Here is a 20,397-nt window from a genome sequence, read left to right as displayed (position 1 = left end):
GAAGACCCGCCCCCTGGACCTCCCGGCGGCGTCGTACCCGCGCCCCTGCCGGACCGCGGACCGTGATCGTCCGCGCCACGTCCGAAGCACCGAACACGGCAACCTGAACCCGACAGGAGCACGTCCAATGCCCGCCAACACCGTCCGACCCGCAGACCCCCGGGTCTCCGTCGTCATCCCGGCACGGAACGAAGCCCGCAACCTCGAGATCATCCTGCCCAAGCTGCCGCCGGTGTACGAGGTCATCCTCGTGGACGGCAACTCGGTCGACGACACCATCGCGACCGCGCAGCGGCTCATGCCGGACATCCGCGTCGTCCACCAGACCCGCAAGGGCAAGGGCAACGCGCTCGCCTGCGGCTTCGAGGCCGTCACCGGCGACGTCGTCGTCATGTTCGACGCCGACTGCTCCGCCGACCCCGACGAGATCCCCCGCTTCGTGCAGGCGCTCGTGGACGGCGCCGACGTCGCCAAGGGCACCCGGTACGCGCTCGGCGGCGGCAGCGACGACATCACGATCGTCCGCAACCTCGGGAACCGCGGCCTGAACATCGTCTGCAACGCCATCCTCGGCACCCGCTACAGCGACCTCTGCTACGGCTACAACGCGTTCTGGGCCGACACGCTCCCGGCGATCGAACTGCTGTCGTCGACGCTCCCGAAGCCGGCCGACGGATCGATGCTGTGGGGCGACGGGTTCGAGATCGAGACGGTCCTCACCTGCCGTTGGTCCGCGGCGGAGCTCCGCATCGCTGAGGTCGGCAGCCACGAGAAGCTCCGCGTCCACGGCGCGAGCAACCTCAACGCCGTGACCGACGGCATCCGCGTCCTCACCTCGATCATGCACGAGCGTCGTCGCGCGTCGAAGGCGAAGAGCCGCGCACGCCTCGCCGCGGCCGCACTGACGATGCCGGCGCCCGTGTCGCCGATCGACGCGCCGACCGGCGAGATCACCGCGCCGGCCGTGTCCGCCCGCACCGCCGACGCCGCCGTGGTGGACGCCCGCGCCCTCGACGGGGACCTCGCGTGAGCACCGTCGCCGTCGTCATCTGCGCCTATACGCAGCTGCGGTGGGGCGACCTCCAGGACAGCGTCGAGTCGGCGAAGCGCCAGCCCGAGCAGCCCGAGGTCGTCGTCGTGATCGACCACGAGCCCGAGCTGTACGCACGGGCGAAGGCCCGCTGGCCGGAGCTGCGCGTCGTCGAGAACACCGAGGACCGTGGCCTGTCCGGCGCCCGGAACACCGGCGTGGCCCTCACCGACGCCGACGTCGTCGCGTTCCTCGACGACGACGCCACCGCTGACGCCGACTGGCTCGGATACCTGCTCGCGGCGCTGGACGACCCCGAGGTCGTGGGAGTCGGAGGACGGGCGACCCCGTCGTGGCCCGACGCGACCGGCCCCGGGCCGTACTCCGACGAACTCCTCTGGATCGTCGGCTGCAGCTACGCAGGCCTCCCCGAGACCGCGGGCGACGTCCGCAACGTGATCGGCTCGAGCATGGCCTTCCGCCGCGAAGCGATCCTCGCCGCCGGTGGGTTCCGCTCCGGCATCGGCCGCGTCGGCAACCAGCCCCTCGGGTGCGAGGAGACCGAGCTCTGCATCCGGCTCGCACAGGCCCGTCCTGGCAGCCGGATCCGCCACGAACCGCGCTCGAACGTGTCCCACCGCGTCTCCGCGGACCGCGTCACCGTGCGGTACCTGCGCCGTCGCAGCTACTACGAGGGCATCTCGAAGGCAGTGCTGAGCCGCCGCGTCGGGACCGGGGACTCCCTGTCGAGCGAGTCGACCTACCTCACACGGGTCATCCCCGGAGCCATCGCCCGCGAGCTGCGGCGCATCGGTCGAGGTGGCGGTGTCCGCGCCGGCGCGATCGTGCTCTCGGTCGTCTCGACCATCGCCGGGTACGCGGTCGGACGGGTCCTCGGGGGCGTCGTCGTCTCCACGCCCGTCACGCCCGCCGTCCGCCAACCGATCGGGACACCATGACCAGGACGACCCTCACCCGGGTGCTCCGGCCCGTCGTCGAGACCTCGCTCGTGCCGACCTGGGACGGGGCCGTCTGGATCGGCGAACTCGACCGGGCAGAACTCCACGGCGCCGGACACCGCGACGCGATCGGGCTGGCCGGAGCCGACGGCTACGGCCGCGCCCGGCTCCTCGTCCGGGACCGCGGCGAGCCCGTCGGCTTCGTCGAGGCCGAGGTGACCGACCGTCGCCGGATCGGACCCTCGATCGAGCTCCGCACCCTCGAGCGTGCCGTCCGGCACATGCCCACCCCGGAACGACGACCGGCCGCTGATCAGGCGTTGCCGTCCGTCACCGTGGTGCTCTGCACGGACGGGGACGCGAGCGAGACCATGCGTTCCGTCCTCGCCCAGCGTGGCGTGGCCCTCGACGTCGTCGTGGTCTCCGCCGGCGCCGACGGCCACGGCCGCACCGAGATCGCCGGCCGGACCGTCACCACGGTGCCCGCGCCCACCGGCGGGCTCGCCGCCGCGAGGAACGTCGGCCTCCTCGCCGCCTCGGGCGACGTCGTGGCCTTCCTCGGCTCCGGAGCGGTCGTCGATCCCGACTGGGCCGCGGCGATCGCGTCGGCGTTCGCGCTCGACGACGACGTGGCCTGCGTCACCGGTCTCGTGCCCACCGCGGAGATCCGCACGCCCGCGCAGCGCTGGCACGACGAGCACACGCCGGCCGCGCGCACGATCCGCCGTCGGGTGTACCGACTCGGGGACGAGCCGGGCGACACCCCGCTGCACCCCTTCGCCGCGGCCGCCTACGGCACCGGCGCCAACCTGGCCGTCCGCCGACCGGCCGCGCTCTCGATCGGCGGGTTCGACACCGCGTTCGGGCCCGGCACCCGCGTCGGCGGTGGCGACGACCTCGACCTCTTCACCCGACTGCTGTTCGCGGGTTCCGCGATCGCCGTCGAACCCGCCGCGATCGCCTGGGTGCGGCCCGCGGACGACACCTCGTCGCTCCGCCGGACCGCCGCCGCGCACGGCCACGGACTCGGAGCCTGGATGACCAAGAACGCCCTCGACCGCGACACCGTCGCAGCGACCGTCGACACCGTCCCCGAGGCCATCGCGGCGTTCGCCCGGCTCGGGCTCGAGCAGGGCGACGCGGTCACCGAGCTCGGTGGCGGTGCCGGTCGTCGTGCGGCCGTCTCGGCTGGTGCCGCTGCGCGCCCGGCTGGTGCTGGAGCCGGTGCCGCGGCTGGGGCCCCGGGTGCAGGCGCGGACGACGCTGCCCGTGCATCCGGCATTGCCCGTGCATCCGGCGACGCGGACGCGGTCCCGGCGCTCGCCGGGGTCGAAGCGGCTTGGACCGACACGTCCCGCCGCCTGCGGCGCGTCGAGCGACGCTCGGTCCTCACCGCGCCGTTCCTCGCACTCGCGGAACGCCTCGGCGGGGCCGGCACCATCGACCGGACCCGGCACGGCCGGCACGAGCTGGCCACCGTCGCGCCCGCGCCCGCGCACCCCGGTGCGATGGGACCGGCGGCACGCCTCACCGCAGCGGGCCTGGTCGTCGTGACCCTGCTCGCCGCCGCGGTCGGGGCGGCGTTCGACCTGCCGGAGTTGCGCGGGTCAGCGATCGGCGTCTTCCTCTTCGCCGTGGTCGGTGTCGCGCCGATGCTGCTCCTGCGCCCGATGCCCCTGGCACGCTTCGCGCTGTTCGCGGTGACGACCTCGATCGTCGGCACCATCGCGATCGGCTACACGATGGCCACGGCCGGACTCTGGGCGCCCGTGGTCCCCTTCGCCGCGGTGGTCCTCCTGGTCGCCGTCGCGATCGCGGCCGCGGTCCCGAGGGACCTCCGCGACCTGCACCGGCAGCGGCTCGAGCGCGCGGCCGGCGGGGCAGCGGCGCGTCGCTGGACCTGGACGACGACCGGTACGGTCACGACCGCGTCGATCGTGGGGCTCCTCGTCGTGGTGGTCACCGCGGCGACGCACATCGGCGACCCCGTGCCCGACGGACTCTTCGGGTCGCTCGGGATCGGCCTGCCCGTCGGCCTCGCGATCGTCGTCGCGGCCGCCGTGGTCGCCCTCGTCCGCGGCCGGGGCGTCGCGCTGCCCGTCGTCGTGCTCGGCGGTGTCGTCCAGCTCGCCCAGGCGATCACGTACGGCATGCCCACCGTCATGGCGGCCGCACGGCACGTCGGGGTGCTCGAGTACATCCGGCAGTTCGGTCGAACCGACCCCTCGGCCGACATCTTCCAGACCTGGTCCGGCCTGTTCGCCGGCGGTGCGTGGGTCGCCGACGTCGGTGGCATCGTGAACGCGATGACGATCGCCGCCTGGGTGCCCGTCCTGCTCGCGTTCTCCACGACCATCGGCGTCGGCGTGCTCGCCGCGCACTGGCTCCCCGGCGCCCGTCGCCCGTGGATCGCGGCGTTCCTGACCGCCATGACGGGGTCGCTCAACACGACCTACTTCTCGCCGCAGTCGACCGGCATCCTGCTCTCCGTCGCGATCCTCGTGCTCGCGACCGGAGCCCTCCGGCGGGTCACCGTGACGGGGGAGGACGGCGAGCCCACGACGATCACGCGGCCGCAGCCCGTGGGGCTGTCACGGCTGCTCGGCATCGGTGCGATCAGCATCGTGCTGGCCGTGACGCACCAGATCTCGCCCTACCTCACCGTCGCCGCGATCGTCGTCCTCGTCGTCTTCCGCATGCTGCGCCCGTGGTGGGTCTCGCTCGTCGTGCTCGTCCCCGCCGTGGTGTTCGCCCTGCTCAACGGCAGCATCCTCGACAAGTTCCTGTCGCTCGCCGCCGTGGGCCAGGTGCTCACCAACGTGCAGCCGCCGTCGCACGACATGACGGTGCTGCCGAAGCCGCTCGTCACCAGGCTCGCGTTCGACGTTCCAGCGGCCGCCCTCGTGGTGCTCGGCCTCGCGGCGATCATCACCGTCCTGCTCCGCCGCGACCGCGTGCACTGGGGGCTGCTCCTCGCCGCCGCCAGCCCGATCTCGCTGCTCGTCGCGACGAACTACGGCCAGGAGGGCATCTTCCGCGTCGTCCTGTTCGCGACGCCGTGGATCGCCGTCCTCGCGGCCGGCCTCCCGGTTCCCGGCGGGCGCTTCGCCCCGGTCGGCCGACTCGTCGCCCGGGCCGGGCGGCCGGTCGCCGTGCGGTTCGTCGCCGCCGCCGTGCTCGTCGCGGGCATGGTCGCCGTCGGCGCGTTCGGTCAGACCGCCCTGGACTGGAACCGCGTCCCGACGCGCAGCCAGTCGGAGGCGACGCAGTACTACGACGCGACCGCCCCGAAGGGTTCGATCATGCTGCTCACCGGCTCCGCGAACGCCGTCCCGAGCAACACCGGCGCCCGGTACTTCGACGTCGGAGCGCTCTCTCGTGAGGCCTTCGGCGCGTACCCCGCGAGCGAGGGCTACGACGCCACCGCGGACGTGTCGAACCTCACGCGGAAGCTCGTGAGCACCTGGTCGGCGACGAAGTACTACGCCCTCGTGGCCGCGCCGTTCGGGGCGTACGACGAGCGGTACGGGTACCAGAGCGACGCGGACTACCGCAAGCTCGCGGCCGCGATGGCCGACTCGCCGTACTGGACGCCCGTCTGGTCGAAGGGAACCACCGTGGTCTACGAGCTGACGACCGAAGGCATGCGTCATGCCGCGAAGTGAGTCGCCGCACCGACGGTCGCCGAGGCTGACCCGGCTCGTCACGGCGGCCGTCACGGCACTGGCGCTCGTGCTCACGGGGACGAGCGTGCTCGGGGCCCGGGCCGCGGCCGGAGCGGCGACCACCGACCCGACCTCCACCGCGGACTGCCGGGCCGGACGGGTGCTCGACGTCGTCGCGCACCCGGACGACGACCTGCTCTTCCAGGGCACCGACCTGCGCGCCAGCATCGAGTCGGGTGCCTGCGTCCGGACGGTCGTCGTGACGGCAGCCGACGCCGGCTACCCCGCGTGGTACTGGCGCGAGCGGCAGACCGGCCTCGTCGCTGCGTACGCGGCGATCGCGGGCGTCGACCCCGCGACGACGTCGTCCACGCTGACCGTCGCGGGCAAGACACTCCAGCTCGAGACCCTCACGGCGGACCCGCGGATCAGCCTCGTCTTCATGGACCTGCCGGACGGCAACCTCGGCGGCAACGGGTTCTGGGCGACCGGCTACACGAGCCTGCAGCAGCTCTACCAGGGGTACGTGTCGACCCTCGCCACGGTCGCGGACGCCCCGGCGCCGGCGACCTACACGCTCGCGGAGCTCCAGGCGACGATCTCCGGGCTCTTCGACGGCTACGCGCCGACGATCGTGCGCACGCTCGACCACGCGGGCACCTACGGCGACGGTGACCACAGCGACCACCACACCGTGGCGTACCTCGCGAACGAGGCGCAGCAGCGGTACACCGGCGCGCACACCTTCACCGGGTACCTCGGCTACCCGATCGAGGGTCGTCCGACGAACCTGACGTCGCAGCAGGTCGCCGCGAAGTCGTCCGCGTTCTTCACGTACGCCGCGCACGACAGCGAGACGTGCGCCACGTGGGAGGCCTGCACGCCGCGGCCCGAGTCGTCGTGGCTGCAGCGGCAGTACACGGTCGGGCAGCCGGACCCCGCCCAGCCGACGAACCCGTCGACACCGGGCAGCGACCGCACCGACGTGACCGGCTCCGCCACCGTCACCGCGAGCGCGGAGAACCCCGCGGACGGGCAGACCGCCGCGAAGGCCGTCGACGGCGTGGTGTCCGGGTACCCCGCGAACCCGTCCGCGGAGTGGGTCGCGCCGAACGGCCGAGCCGGCACGTGGCTGCAACTCTCGTGGGCGTCGGCGAAGCCGCTGACGGGCATCGACCTGGCCGACCGTCCGAACGGTGACGACCAGGTGACCGGTGGGACGCTGACGTTCTCCGACGGGTCGAGCGTGACCGTCCCCGCGCTGCCGAACAACGGCGCGGTCCAGCAGGTCACGTTCCCGGCGCGGTCCGTGACGTGGGCGCGGTTCACCGTCACGTCGGTGAGCGGCAGCACGCAGAACGTCGGCCTCGCCGAGATCCGGGCGTTCACCGCCTCGACGACGACCCCGACCCCGACCCCGACGACGTCGGACGTCACCGCGGCGGCGACCGTCACCGCGAGCGCGGAGAACCCCGCTGACGGGCAGACCGCGGCGAAGGCGGTCGACGGGGTCGTCTCGGGCTACCCGGCGAACCCGTCCGCGGAGTGGGTGGCGCCGAACGGCCGCGCCGGCACGTGGATCCAGCTGTCCTGGACCTCGGCGCGGCGACTCGTCGAGGTCGACCTCGCCGACCGGCCGAACACCACCGACCAGGTGACCGGTGGGACGCTGACGTTCTCGGACGGGTCGAGCGTGACGGTGCCGGCGCTGCCGAACGGTGGCGCGGTGCAGCAGGTGACGTTCCCTGCCCGGTCCGTGACGTGGGTGCGGTTCACCGTGACCTCGGTGAGCAGCGGGACGCAGAACACGGGGCTCGCGGAGATCCGGGCGATCGCGGCGACGGACTCGGGCACCACGACGCCGAGCCCGACACCGACGCCGACGCCAACGCCGACGCCGAGGCCGACGCCCACCCCGACGCCGACGCCCACGCCGACGCCGACGCCCACCCCGACGCCGACGCCCACCCCGACCCCGGGTGACGTCACGGGTTCGGCCACCCCGACCGCGAGTGCGCAGAACCCTGCCGACGGGCAGACCGTCCAGAAGGCCGTCGACGGCGTCGTGTCCGGGTACCCGGCCAACCCCTCCGCCGAGTGGGTCGCGCCCAACGGGAAGTCCGGTACCTGGATCCAGCTCACCTGGTCGTCGGCGCAGAAGCTCGGACGGATCGAGCTCCACGACCGACCCAACACGACGGACCGGATCACGAGCGGCACGCTCACGTTCTCGAACGGCACGAGCGTCCGCGTGGGCTCCCTGCCGAACGACGGATCGACGCTCAACGTCGACTTCACCGGTCGGTCCGTCACCTGGGTGCGCTTCACCGTCACAGGGGTTTCCTCCGGCACGCAGAACACCGGCCTCGCGGAGGTGCGCGCGTGGACGACGAGCTGAGCCGGTCGACGACGGTGGACCTCGAACTGGTCCGCCCCACCACGGTGGACCCCGAGGCGGCGTCCGCGAACGGCGCGCCGCCCGCACACGGCACCGGGCTCTCCCGGCACCGGCGACCCGGTCGTCCTGCGCGGCGGAACCTGGCGATCACCGCAGGGGCCTTCGTGGTCACGGCGGCGATCGTCGCAGCCGCGGCCACCGGATCCTCGACCGGGAGCGCCGTCGACCCGAGCGGCGAGACCATGCCCACCGCCGCCGCGTCGGGGTGGAAGCGCGTGTTCTCCGAGGACTTCGCCGAGCCGACGGCGACCGGCCGCTTCGAGCAGTCCTACGCGGACCGGTTCTCGGTGTACCACGGCTTCGCGGACACGGCCGGCACCGGACGGTACTCGGCGTCCGCGTTGACGGCGCACGACGGCGTGCTCGACATGCGGATGCGCACCACCGCCGGCGGGACACCGCTGGCAGGCGGCATCGTGCCGCTCGTGGACGGGAAGTGGGGCGGTCAGACCTCCGGCCGGTACAGCATCCGGCTCCGGAGCGACGAGGTCGACGGGTACGGCGTCGCCGTCCTGCTCTGGAGCGACCGGAACGTGTGGGCGGACGGGGAGATCGACTTCCCGGAGGGGGCGCTCGGCGCACCGGCGTGGCTCAACGTGCACTGCCTCGTCGACCCTGCAGAGAAGTGCATCCACCAGGAGACGGCAGCCTCGCTCAAGGACTGGCACACGTACACGATCGACTGGACGCCGCAACTAATGACGTTCTCGATCGACGGTCGGCAGATCGCGTCGACGGACAAGGACATCCCGACGATGCCCATGCACTTCGTCGTGCAGGCCGGGTCGCTCGGCGGGGTACCGCCGAAGGACTCTGACGGCTCACTGCTCATCGACTGGATCACGGTCGACGTCCCCGAGGGCTGATCGCGGTACCGTCACCAGGTGGCTGACCTGGACCGACGACTCGTCGACCTCGACACGGGTACGACATCGCGCTGATGACGGGGAACGTCGTCCAGCACATCGGCGACGACGATTGGCGCCGCACGCTCCGTGACCTCTCCTCGATGCTGCGCCCGGGAGGGACGCTCGGGTTCGACAGCCGGAACCCGCGTGTGCGGGCGTGGACGCACTGGACGACGAGCGGGCGGAGCGTCCTGGCGACCGAGCACGGCCTGCTCGAGGAGTGGTCGACGGCCGACGTCGTCGCTCCCGGTGTCGTGCGACTCGTGGCGTCGAACCGGTTCGCTGACGACGACCGAACGCTGGAGTACACGCAGGACCTGCGGTTCCGCGACCGCGACGAGCTCGAGCACGACCTGCGCGCAGCCGGGTTCGACTCGGTCGAGGTCTCCGGGGACTGGCAGCGGACACCGTTCGGGGACGACGATCCGGTGATGGCGTTCGTCGCCACCGCAGGCTGACCTCCTCGGATCAGCGTCGCGCGTGGTCCTCGAGCGCCGCGAGCAGCGCGGCGACGTGCGGGGTGCGGCCGTAGCGCGCACTCACCCAGGCCCGGCAGCGGGCACCGAGCGAGGGATCGACCGCGGCCTCGGTGAGCACCTCGACGATCCGTGCGGCGAGGGCGTCGGCGTCGGTCGGGTCGACGGTGTACCGCGCCCACTCGTCGGAGAGGATCTCGGCGGTGCCGCCCGACGCCGCCGCGACGACGGGCGTCCCGGTGGACATCGCCTCGACGACCGTGCGGCCGAAGCCCTCCGGCTCGATCGACGGCACGACGACGAGGTCCGCCGCGTGCAGGAGCGGCAGGACGTCGTCGCGTTCGGGGAGCACCACGACGCTGCCGTCGGGGAGCGCGTCGACCGCCTGCTGGACGGCGTCCCGCTCGTCGGGGTAGAGCGCACCCGCGAGGACGAGGACCGGCGCGCTCGACGTGGTACCGGCCGCGGACGGGCAGGCGACCCGTTCGCGGACGTGGGCCGCCGTGCGGACGCGACTCCATGCCTCCAGGAGGGCGACGACGCCCTTGGCACGGCTGAGGCGGCCGTAGTAGAGCACCACGGGGGCGTCGGCCGGCAGGCCGAGCTGCTCGCGCGCCGCGCGGGAGTCGTCGACCGTCGGCGGCGGGAACTCGGCGGTGTCGACGCCGTTGGGGACGATCGTGATCCGGTCGCGCGGCGCGCCGACCGCGGCCCACGCGTCGGCCATCGCCGAGGAGACCGCGAGGTACCGGGTCCGGCCGCCGGCGAACGGGCGGAGGCGGCCGTAGTTGGGGGCGTGGTGGAGGTGGACGGCGAGCGGTACCCGCGACACTGCCGACACGACACGGCCGAACGGGAGGTACTCGGGCCGGTTCAACCAGATGACGTCCGGACGCCAGCTGCGGACGCGGAGCCCCTCCCGGACGAAGCGGAGGACGTCACGGAACGCGGTGCGGACGCCGAAGCGTGGGTCGGTGCCGTGCACGAGACGCACGCCCAGCCGCTCGTAGGGCGGTCGGCCCTCGCCGGCACGGGCCATCTCGTCGTCCCGGTGCCAGACCACGACGTCGTGGCCGGCTGCGACGAGCTCCTCCGTGTCCTCGAGGACGCACCGCTCGAGCCCGCCGGTGATCGCCAGCCCGGAGGTGACGAGTGCGATGCGCAGGGGGCGTGCGGTGGTCATGAGGACCCTCCTCGGGCAGCTCGGAGACGGCGGACGAACCAGGGCAGGCAGGCGAGCGCCCCGGCGAAGCGGAACCAGTTCCAGAAGACGTCCTGCGGGACGAACAACGTCGCGACGGCCACGGCGAGCGCAGCGGCGACCGGCACGGTCACACGCCAGCCCGGACCCTTCCACGCGCGACGGTCGGGCAGTGACGCCTGCTGCAGGACGGCGAGCACGACGTACGCCACGACGGTCGCCACGGCTGCGCCGGACAGGCCCAGCCACGGGACGAGGACGAGGTTCGCGCCGATGTTCACGACGCCGGCGATCGCGGCGATCACCCCGACGGCGACGCCCCGCCGCTCGATGACGAGCAGTCGGCCGGTCGCGCCGCTGGCGACCACGGGCAGGGCGGTGACCGCGACGATGAGGACGACGACGGTCAACTCGTGGACGCGGTACGACGCGGGCGCCAGGATCGGCAGGGCCACGGGCGACACCAGGGTCACGGCGAGGAGCACGGGCGCGAGCATCCTGTAGAGCTCGTCCCGGGCGTGCATCGCGAGGTCGCGGCGGGCGACGGCGTCGCGGAGTGCGGCGAAGTGCGGGGCCCACGCCTGGTTGGTGAACGAGAGCAGGAGGATGACTGCCGACCCGACGACGTAGGCGATCTGGTACCGCGCGACCTCCTCGGGGCCGAGGATCCGCTGCACGACGATGCGGTCGCCGGCGTTCAGGACGAAGTACGACAGGTTGCCGAGTGCGATCGGGATGCCGAGACGGAACGCCCGGGCGGTCGTGGCGCGGTCGAACAGGCCGGCGATCCGGGGGCGCGTGGCCGCGACACCGATCACCATCGCGATGCCCTGCGCCACGACACCGCCCCACGCGTAGGTGACGGCGTCGGCGTGCACGAACGTGAGGAGGCCGAGACCGATGATCGACCCGCCGACCGACGAGAGCAGGCTCGTCACGGCGAACACCCGGATGCGGTCCTGCGCGACGAGGAGCGCGAGCGAGAGCTGCACGATCGCGGCCGGACCGACCCAGAGGACGGCGATGAGGAGCAGCGGGTGCTGCCCGACGAACCCGGCGGCGTCACCCCACACCGGGATCGACGCGAGCGCGACGACCGTGACGAGCACGGCGGTCGTGATGCCGACGCTCAGCAGCCCCCGAGCGCGACGGTCGTTCCCGTCCTCCGCGCGCTGCAGGACCGCGGCCTGGTCGAGCCCGGCAACCGCGAGCACGCCGAGTGCCTGGTAGAGGGCGATCGCGGAGGCGAGGACGCCGAACTCGGCTGGCGGCATCAGGTGCGCCAGGACGGGGGAGATGAGGGACGAGACGACGAGCTGCATCGACCAGACGACGACGTAGAGCAGCCCGCGGCCGAACAGCTTCGACGACACGGTGCGGGTCGTGCCGGTCGTGGTGCCGGTGCCGGGCTCGGACGCGTCGGACGCAACGGACGACACGGCGGGGGCGATGTCGCGCGCTGCCTGCGCCGACCGTGCTTCCCGTGCCTCGCGTCGCGTCGCCGGCTGGTCCGTCCGGGTCTCCTGCGGCACGCTCACCGGATCACCACCCCGTGGTCGACCCCGGCGGTGTCGTGCCGCTCCGCCGCACGCAGCCCGAACGCCGCGTCGACGAGGTCGAGCAGCTCCGAGCTCCGGTCGGTCGAGAACTTCCGGGCGAACAGCTGCGGGGCCCGACGCGCCTCGGCGGAGGGCTGGGTGCGCCACTCCAGCAGTCGTCCGGCGTCCGCGAGGGTCAGCCACGGCGGGCTCTTCATCGCGGAGCCGTCCCACCCGATCCACCACAGCGAGTGCGGCACGTGGGCCTCGCGGAACCCCGGCGTCAACGACTCCGTCCAGAGCACGGACGGCACGAAGGTCTCGTCCGCGATCCACACGCGCTGCCAGAACCGGACGAGGTCCGGCCGGGTGTCGACGGCGCGGACGACGGCCTCGGCGTGCTCCCGGGCGAGGACCTTGAGCTGCGAGCCACCGGCGGGCGTGAGGTCGCGGGGGAGCCGTCGCGGGACGGGGACGCGCACCATGTGCTTCCGCCACGCCCAGTGCGGGTAGCGGAGCCGCGGGAGACCGCCGCCGCGTCCCCACTCGGCGTACGGCAGCGGGTGCACGCCGAGGAACGACGTCCCCCGGTGCTGCTCGAGCAGTGCGGTGAGTTCGGCGGGGTTCCCGAGCGGGTAGTCGCTCCCGGTGAGGACGGCCACGTGCGAGGCGTCGGTCGCGGCCAGCGCCGCCCGGTAGCCCTCGACCTCGGCGGCGACGTTCTCCCACTTCGCCCACCCGGTGCGCATGCGTGGCAGCAGCCGGACGCGCGTCGGCAGGTCGGTCGTCATCGCGGACCACTCCGACTCGGACGTGCGCGCGTCGACGTGCAGGAACACCGGGAACGGTGCGAGCGCTTCGATCAGGCGGCGGACGTGTGCCGGGTCCTCGTGGGCGAGGACGACGCACGCCACGGCGGGGGAGTTGGCCATGACCGCGACGCTACGGTGGCCGCCGGACCCCGACAAGGCGGGGTCGGACCGGGTGCGGGGAAGCAGCGGTTTCCCGCACCCAGGCTCCTGATCAGCGCTTCCCGCGGAACTTCGGGCAGTCGCAGAGCGCGCAGTCGGTGCCGGGGCGGTAGTGCTCGTGCGCCTCGCGGACGTGTCCGCACACACAGGTCACGGCGTCGTCGAGCACGACCTCGAGGAGCGTCCCGGACTCGGTCGTCGGGCCCAGCGGCATGCGTCCTCCTCGCGCCCCGACCGGATGCCCGGGATCCCCACGATCCTAGGGGAGCGGAGCTGCCAGGTGGCGGCAAACCGCAAGGTCCGCGCACGCGCCCTCGACCGTCGTTGACCGTCGCCCGACACCACCGGAGCATCGGAGCATGACCGACCGTCCCACGATGACCGGCGTGCTCACCCTGCAGCCCGCGATGCCCGCAGCGGACGCACCGACCTGGTCCGGTGCCGCCTGGGTCGGCGCCGTCGACCGACGCGAGGCGCTCGACGCCGACGCCGTCGTCCTCGCCGGTGCGGCGGGCTTCCGACGCGCGCGGCTCCTCGTCCGGGACGGCCGCGAACTCGCGGGCTCCGTCGACCTCGCGGTCGGCGAGGGCGGTGCCCTGGACCCGGCCGAGACGGCACGTGCGCTGCGCGCCCTGCGGGCCACGGGCCTCCCGGCCGCCCCGCAGGGTCCGACCGTCGGTCGGATCACCGTCGTCGTCGCGACCCGGGACCGACCGGAGGACGTGCGCCGGTGCGTCGCGTCGGTGCTCGCGTCCGAGTGGGACGACCTCGAGGTCGTCGTCGTCGACAACGCTCCCAGCTCCGACGCGACCCGCGAGGTGGTCGCGTCGTTCAGGGACCCCCGCCTGCAGTACGTCCTGGAGGCCCGTGCCGGGGTCTCGCGGGCACGGAACGCCGGTCTCGCGGCGGCCACCGGCGACGTGGTCGCCTTCGTCGACGACGACGTGGTCGTCGACCGGTGGTGGGCCGGGGCGCTCGCTGATGCGTACGCCCGCGACGCGGACGTCGTCTGCGTGACGGGACTCGTGCCGAGCGGGGAGCTCCGGACGCCGACGCAGCGGTACTTCGACGAGCGGGTGACCTGGGCGCGCAACACCGAGCGCCGGGTCTACCGGACGTCGGCGCCGCCGGCGGACCTGCCGCTCTTCCCGTTCTCGGTCGGCGCGTTCGGCACGGGCGCGAACATGTCGCTCCGTCGCACGGCGGCCCTCGAGCTCGGCGGGTTCGACGTCGCGCTCGGTCCGGGCACTCCGGCTCGTGCCGGCGAGGACCCGGACCTGTTCACCCGGGTGTTGTTCTCGGGTGGGGCGCTCGCCGTCGAGCCCTCGGCGATCGTGTGGCACAAGCACCGTGCCGATCGGGAGGCACTGCGCTCGCAGGCCCTCGGGTACGGCTCCGGGCTCGGGGCCTGGGTCGCGAAGCTGATGAGCCGACCGGGTACCGCGCTCGCCGTGCTCCGGCGGGCCGTCGGTGCACTCCGGCAGCTCGGGGCGCTCGGCCAGGGGAGCGGCGGTGCGGGTGGTGCCGATCAGGTGTCGGCGGCCGTGGACGCGGTCGGCGGGTGGCCGGTGGACGACGAGTTCCGCGCCGCCACGGCCGGGTTGCAGCGTGCCGAGCTCACCGCGGCGCTCGGCGGCCCGTGGCGGTACGTGCGCGGGCTGGTCGCGGCGCGTCGGTAGCGTCGGGCTGCTCGCGGTCGGCGGCCGGTCGGGCGCTGGCTGAAGCGCGCGCGGAGTGGTTGCCCGAGGGGAGGCCCCGCCGGTGACACGCGCGCGTTTCGACGTCCCGCGAGTCGATCGACTCGTAGCACGTCGCACGATGCGCTCGCATGGAGCGTCGTTGAGCGAGTTCGACGATGTGCGCGTCGATCGACACGAGCAATGTCGTGTCCGTGTCGGACGGCCCCTGGCGCTCCGCGGGCGAGGCCGGGCGAGAGCCTGGTCTGGCCGAGCTGGGCAGGGCCGGGGGAGCCGGGCGGGGCGAGCGTCGAAACGCACCCGTTCCGACGTCCCACGCGTTGATCGACACGCGGGACGTCGCACGATGCACCCGCATGATCTGGCGCACTGACACGTCGACGTTGCGCGCGTCGAACGACACGCGCAACGTCGCATCGATCTCCGAGATCGCGGAACACCGCGAATCCGCGCCGCCGCGCCGCCGCGCCGCCGCGCCGCCGCGCCACCGCGACCGGGGCAGGCCGGGTCAGGGGCGGAAGCGCCCCTCCTCCACGTCCCGCCAGAACCGACGGCTCCGGACGTACGCGGCCGGGCCGGCCGGGAAGCCCCGGAACTCGTGGTAGGCGAGGGACCGCGGGATGCTCGTCGTCGAGGCCTCCGTCACGGTCTCGGGTGCCGCGTCACGCTTGCCGGCGAGCCGGGTGACGAGCTGCTTGAGCTTGACCTTCGCCGCGATCGGCATCAGCCGGGTGAGGGCCGTCAGGTGCCGACGGTCCTTCACGATGAGCGCACACATGAGCGCGGTGAACCCGACGCCGTTCGAGTGCAGCTGGTGGTGCAGCCCCTCGAGGTCCGCCCGGTGCGTGTGGTGCACCACGGCCTTCGGCTCGAATCCGATCCGACCGCCGCCCCACAGGATGTCGATGAAGATCGCGAGGTCCTCGCCACCGCGTGCGGGGACACCGGCGCCGAGCACCGGGTCGAAGCCGCCGGCGGCACGGAACGCCGAGGTCCGGACTGCCCAGTTCGCGCCCGCTCCGTAGCCGCCGATGCCGTACACCGCGAAGTGCTTCAGGACCGTGCCGTCGGGGGCGATCGCGCGGACACGGGCGTTGCGCATCGCACCGGGGACGTCGTCGGGGACGATCGTGACCGGCTCGAAGGTGCGCTCGCCGCTGAACCCGCCGTAGTACGCCTCGTACCAGATCTGCGCGGGGGTGGAGAGCTCCTCGGGCAGGATCAACCCGGTCACCGCGGAGAGCGACGGCTCTCGGACGAACCGCGACCCGATCATCCGGAGCCACTGCGGGCTGATCCGGACGTCGTCGTCGGTGAACGCGATGACCTCGCCCTTCGCCGCCGCGACCCCGGCGTTCCGGCCGGCCGAGCATCCGGGGCGGCGCTCGACGACGAGGCGGACGTTGTGGCCCTCGAGGATCCGGGGGAGCTGGTCGTCCGCCGGTACCTTCACGCGGTTGTCGACGATGATGACCTCGTACCGCGGGTAGTCGAGCTGCTCGAGGACGGCCAGGAGCGTCGTGATGGTCTCGATGCGCGCGACGATCGTCGACACGACGACCGAGATGAGCGGGAGGTCCTCGTCCGGCACGGGCGTCGATGGCCCGGTGTCGGCGGTGACCGATGCGGTCTGCGCAACGAGGGGCTCGACGGCGCGCCGGGCGTCCGCGGGGTCGTCGGTGAGGAGCACGTCGAGCGTCGTCACCGGGAACCCGCCGCGGTAGCCGACGACCAGCGCAGAGGAGCCGCGCTCGTCGGCGACGAGCTCGGGGAGCGGCGCGTCGAGGTCGAGGCTGACGACGCGACGCGGGCCGGGCACGGTGACGGGGGAGATCAGGGCCATGTCCGCGACGCTACGGAGCCTGCGGGCAGCGGACAACGGCGCGGCCGGGCGACGGCGGGGTTCGTGCGGACTCCCGCACGCCCGCAGGACGACTCCGCACACGACGAACCCAGGATCCACGGGAAAGTGAGCGCGCACTTTCGGTCGTTCCACAGAAACCACCCGCCGGAAGGTCATCACGACCAGGTCACGGAACCAATGCAACCGGTTGCGGAACGTCGGAGCTGGGCGTAGCTTCCTCCGTCAGCAGGCAACGTCGCCTGCTCCAGGCCGCGTCGAACGCACCCGATCGGCGCCCCTGGTGATCTCGATGAGGAGACAACCCTGTGAAGACAACACGTGCCAAGGTGCGGTTCGCCTCCGTCGCCGGCATCGCCGCGATCGGGCTCGTGCTCACCGGCTGCTCGAGCGGCGGGTCCGCGAACTCCGGCGACGCCCAGAACGGCCAGGACAGCCGCGGCCCGATCACCTACGTGCAGGGCAAGGACAACTCGAACGTCGTCCGCCCGCTGATCGCGAAGTGGAACAAGGCCCACCCGGACGAGAAGGTCACCTTCAAGGAGCAGTCCGACCAGGCCGACCAGCAGCACGACGACCTCGTGCAGCACTTCCAGGCGAAGGACGAGAACTACGACGTGGTCGACGTCGACGTGGTCTGGACCGCGGAGTTCGCCGCGAAGGGCTGGCTCACGCCGCTCACCGGGAAGATGAAGATCGACACGTCGAAGCTCCTGCCGGCCACGGTGAAGACCGCTACGTACAACAACACGCTGTACGCGGCTCCGCAGACGTCGGATGGCGCACTGCTCTACTACCGCAAGGACCTCGTCAAGACCCCGCCGACCACGTGGGACGAGATGATGAAGGACTGCTCGATCGCGAAGCAGGCCGGCATCGGCTGCTACGCGGGCCAGTTCGCGAAGTACGAGGGCCTGACCGTGAACGCCTCGGAGGCGATCAACGGCTCGGGCGGCTCCGTGCTCGACAAGAGCGGTTCGCCGGACGTCGACACCTCGGACGCGAAGGCCGGTCTGCAGAACCTCGTCGACGCGTTCAAGGACGGGAACATCCCGGCCGAGGCGATCACCTACCAGGAGGAGCAGGGTCGCACCGCGTTCGAGAACGGCAAGCTCCTGTTCCTGCGCAACTGGCCGTACGTCTACAACCTCGCCAAGACCGACGGCTCGTCGAAGGTCAAGGACACCTTCGGCATCGCCCCGATCCCCGGCAAGGACGGCACCGGCGCCTCGACGCTCGGTGGCCACAACGCCGCGATCAGCGTCTACTCGAAGCACAAGGCGACCGCGCACGACTTCCTGGAGTTCCTGGAGTCGAACGACACGCAGAAGTTCTTCGCCACGCAAGGCTCGCTCGCCCCGGTGGTCGGTGACCTCTACACCGACTCCGAACTGACGAGCAAGCTCCCGTACCTGCCGACGCTGCTCAAGTCGATCGAGTCCGCGGAGCCCCGCCCGGTCACGCCGTTCTACCCGGCCGTGACGAAGGCCATCCAGGACAACACCTACGCGGCCCTGAAGGGTTCGAAGAGCGTCGACGAAGCCCTGAAGGACATGCAGGACGCCCTGAAGACGGCGACCAGCGGCAACAGCAACTAGCGGCTCGCGCCGCGTCGGACTGGAGGCACGGTGCCAGCGTGCACCGTGCCTCCAGTCCGCCCCCACTCGCGTCCCGACACCCGGCAAGGAGGCCGTCACGTGTCAGCAGCAACCGAGATCCCCGCCGCCATCCCCAACCCGACGGGGATGGAGCCGCCGAAGCGGCGGAAGGGCGGCCTCAACGCCGAGCACGGCCGGTGGGCCGTGTACCTCATCGGCCCGACGATCGTGCTCCTCGCCATCGTCATCGGCTACCCCGTCGTCAGTGCCGTCATCCAGTCGTTCCAGCTCGACGCCGGTCTCGACAAGGCGACCGGGCTCTTCGTGGCCGGCGGCTTCGCCGGGGTCACGAACTACGTGCACTGGCTGGGGCAGCAGTGCGGCAACACCGCCTGCCCGCCCGGCAACCTCGGGTCCCAGTTCTGGACCGCGATGGGCAACACGTTCTTCTTCACGGTCGTGACCGTCGCCCTCGAGACCGTCATCGGCGTGTGGATGGCGATCATCATGAACCGCAACTTCAAGGGGCGGGCCTTCGTCCGCGCCGCGATCCTCGTACCGTGGGCCATCCCGACCGCCGTCACCGCGAAGCTCTGGTACTTCATCTTCGACGCGAACGGCGTCCTCAACCACGTCATCGGGCACCAGGTCCTCTGGTTCTCGGGGGAGTGGGCGTCGCGGTGGGCGATCATCATCGCCGACACGTGGAAGACGACCCCCTTCATGGCGCTCCTCATCCTCGCCGGCCTCCAGCTGATCCCGGACGAGGTGTACGAGGCCGCGAAGATGGACGGCGCGTCCACGATGCAGCGCTTCTGGAACATCACGCTCCCGCTCGTCAAGCCGGCGCTCATGGTCGCGGTGCTGTTCCGTGTCCTGGACGCCCTCCGCATCTACGACCTCATCGCCATCATGACCGGCGGCGGTGGTGGTTCCGGCAACGCGACCGTCTCGCTGTCCGTCCTCGTCGTCGACCAGATCCGGCAGGGCTTCAACTCGGCGTCGGCCCTCTCCACGATCACGTTCCTCGTGATCTTCCTCGTCGCGTTCATCTTCGTCCGGTTCCTCGGCGCGAACGTCGTCCAGACCCAGGCAGCCCAGCAGAAGGGTGAACTCCGATGAGCATCGCCGCAGACCGACCCCGTTCCACGACGAGGTCCCGCGAGCGCGAGGTCGACCGGACGCAGGTCCGGGTCCAGCGCCACACCGGTCAGAAGCTCCGGACCGGGATCCAGGCGGTCGTCATCGCCGTCTGGTGTCTCCTGCCCTTCTACTGGATGGTCGTGACGAGCTTCCGCGACGTCGGGTTCACCTTCGACCCGACGCCGTGGTTCACCCACTTCACGTTCGCCAACTACGAGACGGCCTTCTCGACCGCGCTCGGCAACCACCTCGGACGCGCACTGCTCAACAGCGTGTTCATCGGCGTCACCGTGACCGTCATCGCGCTGCTCGTCGGCACGAGCGCGGCGTACGCCCTGGCACGGCTCGAGTTCAAGGGGAAGTCACTGATCGCCGGTGCGATCCTCGCCGCGTCGATGTTCCCGGGCGTCGCGCTCATCTCGCCGCTGTTCCAGCTCTTCACGGACATCGGGTGGATGGGCACGTACCAGGCCCTGATCCTGCCGAGCATCTCGTTCGTGCTCCCGCTCACGGTGTACACGCTCGCGAGCTTCTTCCGCGAGATGCCGTGGGACCTCGAGGAGGCGGCCCGGATCGACGGCTGCACGCGCATCGGAGCGTTCCGGCGGATCATCCTGCCGCTGGCCGCGCCCGCCGTGTTCACGACCGCGATCCTGGCGTTCATCTCGTCCTGGAACGAGTACCTCATCTCGTCCCAGCTGTCCTCGGACGCCACCCAGCCGGTCACGGTCGCGATCGCGTCCTTCGCCGGGTCGCAGCCGCACCAGGAGCCCTACACGGCGGTCATGGCCGCCGGCACGATCGTGACGATCCCGCTCGTCATCCTCGTGCTCGTGTTCCAGCGGCGCATCGTGGCCGGCCTCACCGCCGGCGGCGTGAAGGGCTGACGACG

Annotated in this window: 15 protein-coding genes; 10 read left to right on the top strand and 5 right to left on the bottom strand. The window is 72.3% G+C overall.

Going from position 1 to position 20,397, the window contains the following annotated elements:
• The first annotated feature begins 127 nt into the window (after window positions 1-127).
• The 6 genes from ABC270_RS12560 to ABC270_RS12535 all read left to right on the top strand — a co-directional run bounded on the left by ABC270_RS12560 (window position 128) and on the right by ABC270_RS12535 (window position 9,478).
• Window positions 128-1,030 (top strand): glycosyltransferase family 2 protein, encoded by a 903-nt coding sequence (locus ABC270_RS12560; protein ID WP_412881101.1) that lies wholly within the window; start codon window positions 128-130, stop codon window positions 1,028-1,030.
• The gene (locus ABC270_RS12555) at window positions 1,027-1,989 is read left to right on the top strand and encodes a glycosyltransferase family 2 protein (protein WP_412881100.1); all 963 of its coding nucleotides are present in this window, start codon (window positions 1,027-1,029) and stop codon (window positions 1,987-1,989) included. Before ABC270_RS12560 ends, ABC270_RS12555 begins: the two co-directional genes overlap by 4 nt.
• Complete coding sequence (locus ABC270_RS12550; protein WP_412881099.1) at window positions 1,986-5,654, top strand: glycosyltransferase family 2 protein; 3,669 nt, start codon at window positions 1,986-1,988, stop codon at window positions 5,652-5,654. The genes ABC270_RS12555 and ABC270_RS12550 overlap by 4 nt, the downstream gene beginning before the upstream one ends.
• Window positions 5,641-8,052, top strand: a complete 2,412-nt coding sequence (locus ABC270_RS12545) for a DUF7402 domain-containing protein (protein WP_412881098.1) — start codon at window positions 5,641-5,643, stop codon at window positions 8,050-8,052. The genes ABC270_RS12550 and ABC270_RS12545 overlap by 14 nt, the downstream gene beginning before the upstream one ends.
• On the top strand, window positions 8,037-8,978 hold the full coding sequence (locus ABC270_RS12540) for a glycoside hydrolase family 16 protein (RefSeq protein ID WP_412881097.1): 942 nt from the start codon (window positions 8,037-8,039) through the stop codon (window positions 8,976-8,978). Before ABC270_RS12545 ends, ABC270_RS12540 begins: the two co-directional genes overlap by 16 nt.
• Before the next feature lie 74 nt (window positions 8,979-9,052).
• Entirely contained in the window at window positions 9,053-9,478 is a 426-nt protein-coding gene (locus ABC270_RS12535) for a hypothetical protein (protein WP_412881096.1), read from the top strand.
• A 10-nt stretch (window positions 9,479-9,488) separates the two neighbouring features.
• Here the strand turns inward: ABC270_RS12535 and ABC270_RS12530 are convergent, their stop codons facing one another.
• From ABC270_RS12530 to ABC270_RS12515, 4 genes are all read right to left on the bottom strand, one after another.
• Complete coding sequence (locus ABC270_RS12530; RefSeq protein WP_412881095.1) at window positions 9,489-10,679, bottom strand: glycosyltransferase family 4 protein; 1,191 nt, start codon at window positions 10,677-10,679, stop codon at window positions 9,489-9,491.
• Window positions 10,676-12,229, bottom strand: a complete 1,554-nt coding sequence (locus ABC270_RS12525; RefSeq protein WP_412881094.1) for a lipopolysaccharide biosynthesis protein — start codon at window positions 12,227-12,229, stop codon at window positions 10,676-10,678. The genes ABC270_RS12530 and ABC270_RS12525 overlap by 4 nt, the downstream gene beginning before the upstream one ends.
• Window positions 12,230-12,231: 2 nt before the next feature.
• Window positions 12,232-13,167 (bottom strand): beta-1,6-N-acetylglucosaminyltransferase, encoded by a 936-nt coding sequence (locus ABC270_RS12520; protein WP_412881093.1) that lies wholly within the window; start codon window positions 13,165-13,167, stop codon window positions 12,232-12,234.
• A 91-nt stretch (window positions 13,168-13,258) separates the two neighbouring features.
• A complete protein-coding gene (locus ABC270_RS12515; protein WP_412881092.1) occupies window positions 13,259-13,420 on the bottom strand; it encodes a hypothetical protein in 162 nt (53 codons plus the stop codon).
• A 145-nt stretch (window positions 13,421-13,565) separates the two neighbouring features.
• On the opposite strand from ABC270_RS12515, the gene ABC270_RS12510 reads away from it, so the two are divergent.
• Window positions 13,566-14,885, top strand: coding sequence for a glycosyltransferase family 2 protein (locus ABC270_RS12510; protein ID WP_412881091.1), 1,320 nt, complete (start codon window positions 13,566-13,568; stop codon window positions 14,883-14,885).
• A 526-nt stretch (window positions 14,886-15,411) separates the two neighbouring features.
• On the opposite strand, the gene ABC270_RS12505 is transcribed toward ABC270_RS12510, so the two are convergent.
• Window positions 15,412-16,746 (bottom strand): glycosyltransferase, encoded by a 1,335-nt coding sequence (locus ABC270_RS12505; protein ID WP_412881090.1) that lies wholly within the window; start codon window positions 16,744-16,746, stop codon window positions 15,412-15,414.
• Between the two features lie 326 nt (window positions 16,747-17,072).
• Here ABC270_RS12505 and ABC270_RS12500 point away from each other — a divergent pair, with 326 nt between their 5' ends.
• The 3 genes from ABC270_RS12500 (at window position 17,073) to ABC270_RS12490 (ending at window position 20,392) form a co-directional block, all read left to right on the top strand.
• The gene (locus ABC270_RS12500; protein WP_412881089.1) at window positions 17,073-18,362 is read left to right on the top strand and encodes an ABC transporter substrate-binding protein; all 1,290 of its coding nucleotides are present in this window, start codon (window positions 17,073-17,075) and stop codon (window positions 18,360-18,362) included.
• 147 nt (window positions 18,363-18,509) lie between these two features.
• Window positions 18,510-19,484: a carbohydrate ABC transporter permease gene (locus ABC270_RS12495; RefSeq protein WP_290134219.1), complete on the top strand. Its 975-nt coding sequence runs from the start codon at window positions 18,510-18,512 to the stop codon at window positions 19,482-19,484.
• The gene (locus ABC270_RS12490; protein ID WP_412881088.1) at window positions 19,481-20,392 is read left to right on the top strand and encodes a carbohydrate ABC transporter permease; all 912 of its coding nucleotides are present in this window, start codon (window positions 19,481-19,483) and stop codon (window positions 20,390-20,392) included. Before ABC270_RS12495 ends, ABC270_RS12490 begins: the two co-directional genes overlap by 4 nt.
• The last annotated feature ends 5 nt before the right edge of the window (window positions 20,393-20,397 follow it).

The organism is Curtobacterium phoenicis (assembly GCF_047238015.1).
GTDB lineage: Bacteria > Actinomycetota > Actinomycetes > Actinomycetales > Microbacteriaceae > Curtobacterium.
This window is presented reverse-complemented; position numbering and strand designations above follow the sequence as displayed.